This is a genomic window from Thiohalocapsa halophila (assembly GCF_016583825.1).
GTDB classification, from domain to species: Bacteria; Pseudomonadota; Gammaproteobacteria; order Chromatiales; family Chromatiaceae; genus Thiohalocapsa; species Thiohalocapsa halophila.
In genome coordinates, this window is sequence record NZ_NRRV01000133.1 from 1 (window position 1) to 5795 (window position 5795).

At 68.3% G+C, this 5795-nt stretch carries 6 protein-coding genes; 5 read left to right on the forward strand and 1 reads right to left on the reverse strand.

Annotation, left to right across the window (positions count from 1 at the left end; genetic code table 11):
• The first annotated feature begins 318 nt into the window (after nt 1-318).
• From CKO31_RS25110 to purE, 3 genes are all read left to right on the forward strand, one after another.
• Nucleotides 319-1350 carry a LysR family transcriptional regulator gene (locus CKO31_RS25110; RefSeq protein ID WP_200243361.1) on the forward strand — a complete coding sequence of 344 codons (1032 nt, stop codon included), beginning with the start codon at nt 319-321 and terminating at the stop codon, nt 1348-1350.
• Nucleotides 1347-2513, forward strand: coding sequence for a 5-(carboxyamino)imidazole ribonucleotide synthase (gene purK, locus CKO31_RS25115; protein WP_200243363.1), 1167 nt, complete (start codon nt 1347-1349; stop codon nt 2511-2513). The genes CKO31_RS25110 and purK overlap by 4 nt, the downstream gene beginning before the upstream one ends.
• Nucleotides 2514-2693: 180 nt before the next feature.
• Entirely contained in the window at nt 2694-3239 is a 546-nt protein-coding gene (purE, locus tag CKO31_RS25120) for a 5-(carboxyamino)imidazole ribonucleotide mutase (RefSeq protein WP_200243366.1), read from the forward strand.
• A 110-nt stretch (nt 3240-3349) separates the two neighbouring features.
• Here purE and CKO31_RS25125 read toward each other — a convergent pair whose 3' ends face one another.
• Entirely contained in the window at nt 3350-3766 is a 417-nt protein-coding gene (locus tag CKO31_RS25125; RefSeq protein ID WP_200243368.1) for a DUF6858 family protein, read from the reverse strand.
• 230 nt (nt 3767-3996) lie between these two features.
• Between CKO31_RS25125 and CKO31_RS25130 the strand changes: the two genes are divergently transcribed.
• Nucleotides 3997-4671, forward strand: a complete 675-nt coding sequence (locus CKO31_RS25130; RefSeq protein WP_200243370.1) for a cysteine hydrolase family protein — start codon at nt 3997-3999, stop codon at nt 4669-4671.
• A gap of 10 nt (nt 4672-4681) precedes the next feature.
• The gene (locus CKO31_RS25135) at nt 4682-5260 is read left to right on the forward strand and encodes a hypothetical protein (RefSeq protein ID WP_200243373.1); all 579 of its coding nucleotides are present in this window, start codon (nt 4682-4684) and stop codon (nt 5258-5260) included.
• Nucleotides 5261-5795: the final 535 nt, after the last annotated feature.

The window sequence follows — 5795 nt, forward strand, 5'->3', positions numbered from 1 at the left end:
CAGGTTCAAGCATCTCTCTCGCAACGCACGCTTGCCTTGCAAGATACCCCGCGCCGGGAGCGATGTCCAGATCCGGGGATAACCCGTGCTCCCGGTAGTGGGTTTGCGCCAGAACGGTTCCGCCCTGTCAGCGTCGCCGCGAGCGCTGGAACGAGACCCGATGACGCGCTATCCTGTGGCGTTTCGCGTCGAAGGTGAACCCCAGCGAATGCACCAATTTGCCCGCGGCCACGACCTGCTGAGCCGAGCCTAGCGGTCCCGCCGGCAGCCCAGCACCGCAGCCCGGCCTCGCCGCCCGGTGCACACCGCAGCGCCACCATGACCCATGCCAACGACGGTCGCAACGCCTTTCCGGGCGGGGCCGACTATTTGATCCGCCACGCCACCTTGCGCCAGCTCCAGCTGCTGGAGGCCATTGTGCGCCTGGGCAGCTTCACCCGCGCCGCCGAGGAGCTGTTCCTGACACAGCCAACGGTGTCCATGCAGATCAAGAAGCTCTCGGAGACCCTGGGCACGCCGCTGTTTCGGCACGTGGGCCGCACCGTGGAGCCCACCGACGCCGGCCGCGAGGTCTACGGCGCCTGCCGCGAGATCCTGAGCACGCTGACGGATCTCGAGGTCAAGCTCTCGGACCTGAAAGGCCTGAAGCGCGGGCGTCTGCGCCTGGGCGTGGTCACCACGGCCAAGTACGTCGCGCCGGAGATCCTCGGCGCCTTCTGCAAGAAATACCCCGGCATCGAGGTGTCCCTCGGCGTCACCAACCGCGAGCACATCCTCGAGCGCCTGATGGGCCACGACGACGACCTCTATGTCGCCGGCCAGCCGCGGGAGGTGAACGAGCAGATCGAGTGCATTCCCTTTGCGCCGAATCCCCTGGTGGTGGTGGCCCGCATCGACCACCCCCTGGCCTGCGAGCGGGATATCCCCATCGAGGCCCTCGCCGGGGAGAGCCTGATCCTGCGCGAGCCGGGCTCCGGCATCCGCGACGCCGTAGTGAAATGCTTCGAGCAGGCCGGCCTGACGCCGCGGGTGCGCATGCAGCTCGGCAGCAACGAGGCCATTAAGCACGCCATCGTCGGCGGCTTGGGCATCTCGGTGCTGTCGCTGCACTCGCTGCGGCTGGAGAGTGCCGGCGGCGGGCTGGCACTGCTGGACGTGCAGGGCTTTCCCATCATGCGCCGCTGGCACCTGCTGCATTGGCGCGGGCGCGAGCTCTCGCTGGTGGCGCGGACCTTCCTGGACTTCGCCATCGCCTACGAGCCGGAAATCGCCGAGCGCCTGCGCAACGCCCAGGCAGCCTTCGATCAGACCCGCGAGATGCTCCGCGGGCAGCGGAGCCCGAGCGCATGAGCGCCACCGACGACCGCTATCCCTACCCCGTCGCCCAAATCGGCATCATCGGCGGCGGCCAGCTCGGGCGCATGCTGGTGGCGGCCGCCAAGCGCATCGGCTGCACCTGCACCGTGCTGGATCCCTATCCCAACAGCCCGGCGGGTCAGCTCTCCGGTGAGCAGATCGTCGGCACCTACCACGACCCGGCGGCGCTGAAGGAGCTGGTGGCCGCCTGTGACGTGACCACCTTCGACATCGAGGACATCGACACCGAGACCCTCGGCGGTCTCTCCGCCGCCGGCCACCGCATCTTTCCCTGCCCCGGCCTGCTCGCCGACATCCAAGACAAGCTGCGCCAGAAGCAGGTGCTGGCGGACGCCGGCATCCCGAGCGCTGAGTTCGCGCCGGCGGATGCGCCGGAAGCCGACGCCTTCGCCGCCTTCGGCTATCCGCTGGTGCAGAAGGTCCGCCGCGGCGGCTACGACGGCCGCGGTGTGCAGGTCATGCATGAGCCCGCGGATTTCGACAAGCACCTGCCGGTGCCGTCCCTGGTGGAGCGCTTCGTGCCGGCGCGCCTGGAGCTGGCGGTGATGGTGGCCCGCGGGCAGGACGGCGCCACCTGCGCCTATCCGCCGGTGGAGATGCGCATGCGCCCCGGCGAGAACATGCTGGACATGCTGCTGGCCCCGGCGCGGGTGGAGGACACCGTCGCCAAAGCCGCGCGGGACCTGGCCGTGGCCACGGTGGAGGCGCTGGCGGGCGTCGGCATCTTCGGCGTCGAGCTGTTCCTGACCGAGGCCGGCGCGCTGTTGGTCAACGAGGTCGCCCCGCGCACCCACAACTCCGGGCACTACACCATCGAGGCCTGTGTCACCGATCAATTCGAGCAGCACCTGCGCGCCATCGCCGGCCTGCCGCTAGGCGCGACGGATCTGGTGCGCCCGGCCGCCATGCTGAACCTGCTGGGGGAGCCCGGCTTCACCGGCCGCCCGGTGATCTGCGGGCTGCGCGCGGCGCTGGCCATTCCCGGCGTATCCGTGCACCTGTACGGCAAGGCGGAGACCCGCGCCTACCGCAAGATGGGCCATGTCACCGTGCTGGATGCGGACATCGACCAGGCCCGCGCGAAGGCCGAGCGGGTACGCGACCTGATCCGCATCGAAGGAGAGGAAGCGGCGTGAGCCGCAGCCGTAGGGCGGACAAGCGAAGCGCAGGGTAGACAAGCGAAGCGTAGGGTGGACAAGCGAAGCGCAGTCCACCCGATTCCGGGCGGTACTGCGCCTAACCCCAGTGATCGAGCTGATGATCGACGCGACTTTTTCTACGCTCGGTAACGCACCAACACCGCGATGACGTTGACCATGGCAAAGCAAGACTCCACGCCGCTGGTGGGCATCATCATGGGCAGCGACTCGGACCTGCCCGTGATGCAGGGCGCCGCCGATGCGCTGACCGAGCTCGGCGTGCCCTTCGAGATGACCATCGTCTCCGCCCACCGCACGCCCAAGCGGCTCTATGACTACGCCGGCTCTGCGGCGGCGCGCGGCCTCAAGGTCATCGTCGCCGGTGCCGGCGGCGCCGCCCACCTGCCCGGCATGGTCGCCGCCATCTCGCCGCTGCCGGTCATCGGCGTGCCGGTAAAGAGCCAGGCCTTATCCGGCGAGGACTCGCTCCTGTCCATTGTGCAGATGCCGCCCGGCGTGCCCGTGGCCACCGTCGCCATCGACGGCGCCCGGAACGCCGGTCTGCTGGCGGCGCAGATGCTGGCGGTTGCCGACGCCGCGCTGCTCGATCGCGTCGCGCGTCTCAAAGCCGACCTGGAGGACCAGGTGCTTGCCAAGGTGGAGCGCATGGCCGCCGGCGACATCACCGCCGAGACCGTCGCCGCAGCGCGCGCCCGGCGCTAGCGCGCCCTGCCCCCGAGACCGTAGGTCGGCGCTGAGCGGCAGCGAAGCCCGACTTGGGCACCGCGTCACCGTCCGATGCTTGACCAGGCTGGCCAAGCATCGCCATCGCTTTAGGCGACGGCGCTGTCGGTCACCTGTTCGCTGACAATGGCCCGCACCCAGGCCGTCATGGCATTGTTCGCCAGCGGCATGGGCGCCTCCAGGAAGCTGATGACAAAGCGATCGCCGAGATCGGCCACGCCGATGGAGCGCGGGCGCACCGCCATCACCTGGGGATTGGGCAGATGGGTGCCGAAGCAGAAGACGATGTGCTTGGCGGCGCGGATGTCGCCAGCGATGTCGCCCTCGGGCAGGTCGCTGGTGTGCGCGTGATGGTCGAACTCGCCGATCATGCGTGCGACCTTGTGGCCTTCCACGCATTCGCGCAGGTGGCCGAGGATGGCGTCCACGTCCTCGAAGCGGCTCTCGGCCTTGGGTACCTCCAGGGTATAGACCGGATACTTCTCCTGCAGCAGGGTTTGTTTCATGTGCGCTCTCGGTGTGTCGGTTAAAGCTCACTGAAATTCTAGGGATCTGCGCCGTTGACGCATTGAAGATTCGCAAAAGCAGTCGACCGTCCTTGCAGCGGCGGCGCGACGGCCGCAAGCCGCCGCTGCCGGACCACGTCTGGGATCGCTTCGGCGGATCTGGCACAGTTGGCTCTTAGCGAGCCGTTTGTGCCCGCGGAATTCCGAATAGCGAAGCCCGAGAACCGACAATGTCCTGGAAAACCCGCAACCGCTCCTTCTACTACCAGGGCGCGCCGGAGCCCGAGGACCTCGTCCTGCCGCCGGCGGCAACCGCGCTGCTGTGCATCGATGTGCAGAATTACGGCATGGTGCTGCACGACGACCCTGCCGAGCGCGAGCGCTGGGCACCCTTCCACGAGCGCATGCACGGCACTGTCATCCCGCGGCTGCGCTCGCTCCAGGACAGCTTCCGCGCCGCCGGCATCGACGTCATCCACGCCCGCATCGCCTGCCTATTGGAGGACGGGCGCGACCGCTCCCTGAGCCAGAAGATGCCCGGCTGGAACAATCTGCTGATGCCGCTCACCAGCGAGGCGTCGCAGATCGTGCCGGAGCTGGCCCCGGCCTCGGGCGAGATCGTCGTCACCAAGACCACCGACAGCGCGCTCACCGGCACCAACCTGCGCCTGGTGCTGAGCAACATGGGCATCCGCAACGTCGTCGTCGCCGGCATCTACACCGACCAGTGCGTCAGCTCCACGGTGCGCAGCCTCGCCGATGAGAGCTTCAACGTCGTGGTGGTGGAGGACTGCTGCGCCGCCGGCACCGACGCGCTGCATCAGCACGAGCTGGACGTCATCAATATGATTTATTGCCACGTGGTGAGAAGCGACGAGCTGCGCGCCATCATGGGCTTGGACTGACGCGCTGGTCATGCGCATCCGCTCCATCATCAGGGCAACTCATGCGGGGCCCGCGGCAAGCACCCGTATCCGGGCGTTGTTTCGCGCCGCATTGCTCGCCGCCACGGCCGGTATTGCCATCTCGACCGGGGTTGCCGCCGCCGGGGACCTCACCCGCTTCGAGCTGGATGACGGCAGCGTCATCGTCGGCGAGGCCCTTGGGCTTGCCGACGGCGTCTACCGCATTCGCACCCCGGCGCTGGGTGAGATCGACGTCGAGGCCTCCCGCATCCGCCGCATGGAGCGGGCCACGGCAGCCGGCGGCGCAGGCACCAGCGCCGGCGCCGACCATGCCGACGACTACGGCGAGCGCATCCAGGACCTCCAGCGCAGCCTCGTCGGCGACCCCGGCATCATGGAGTCCATCATCGCCCTCCAGCAGGACCCGGCGCTGCAGCGTGCCCTCCAGGACCCGGAGCTCATGGGCCTCATCACCTCCGGCAACGTCCAGGCCCTGCGCGAGCACGAAGGCTTCGGCCAGCTGATGAATCACCCCGGCGTCCGCGCCATCATCGAGCGCATCGTCGGCCCCGACGGAGGCCTGCGCTGAGGGGACCGGGTAGGCCAAAGATGCGGGGACGGTATATTGAATAGCGGGCTGCGGGTCGGAGGGCAGCGACAGCGCAACCCGGCAATCAATGCAGCGTTAGCACACGCCTTGCTGATCTGTCCCGCAAAAAGCATCGTTGCGGTGCCGGGGCTGCCGCTGCGGCCCCCCGTACCTACATATCCGGCGCAAATGCCGTGACCGGCTCCGGCCCAGGCAGATGGAGCGCCCCCCAACAGGCCGTATTGACATGAGCAGGGCGCGCGCCGCGAACACGGCCACCGAGACTCCCTCGCAGCAGCAACGAGGGCGCCAGTCCGATGCTGCTGATTAATCCCCGGAGGATCGCTCCCCAGCAGTCGTCAGCAATAGCTGCGTCACATCGCACGGCAAAACCGTTCTAGCCTCCCTCCGCGGCTGCGCGGCAGGCGCGGGGCTTGGTGTTGTCGGTCATGAGGAAATAGTCGAACACCCGGCGCACGCGTCGGGCGAGCTTGGCGGTGGTCGCGGCGACGGAATCATCGCTGTTGGCCTTGAT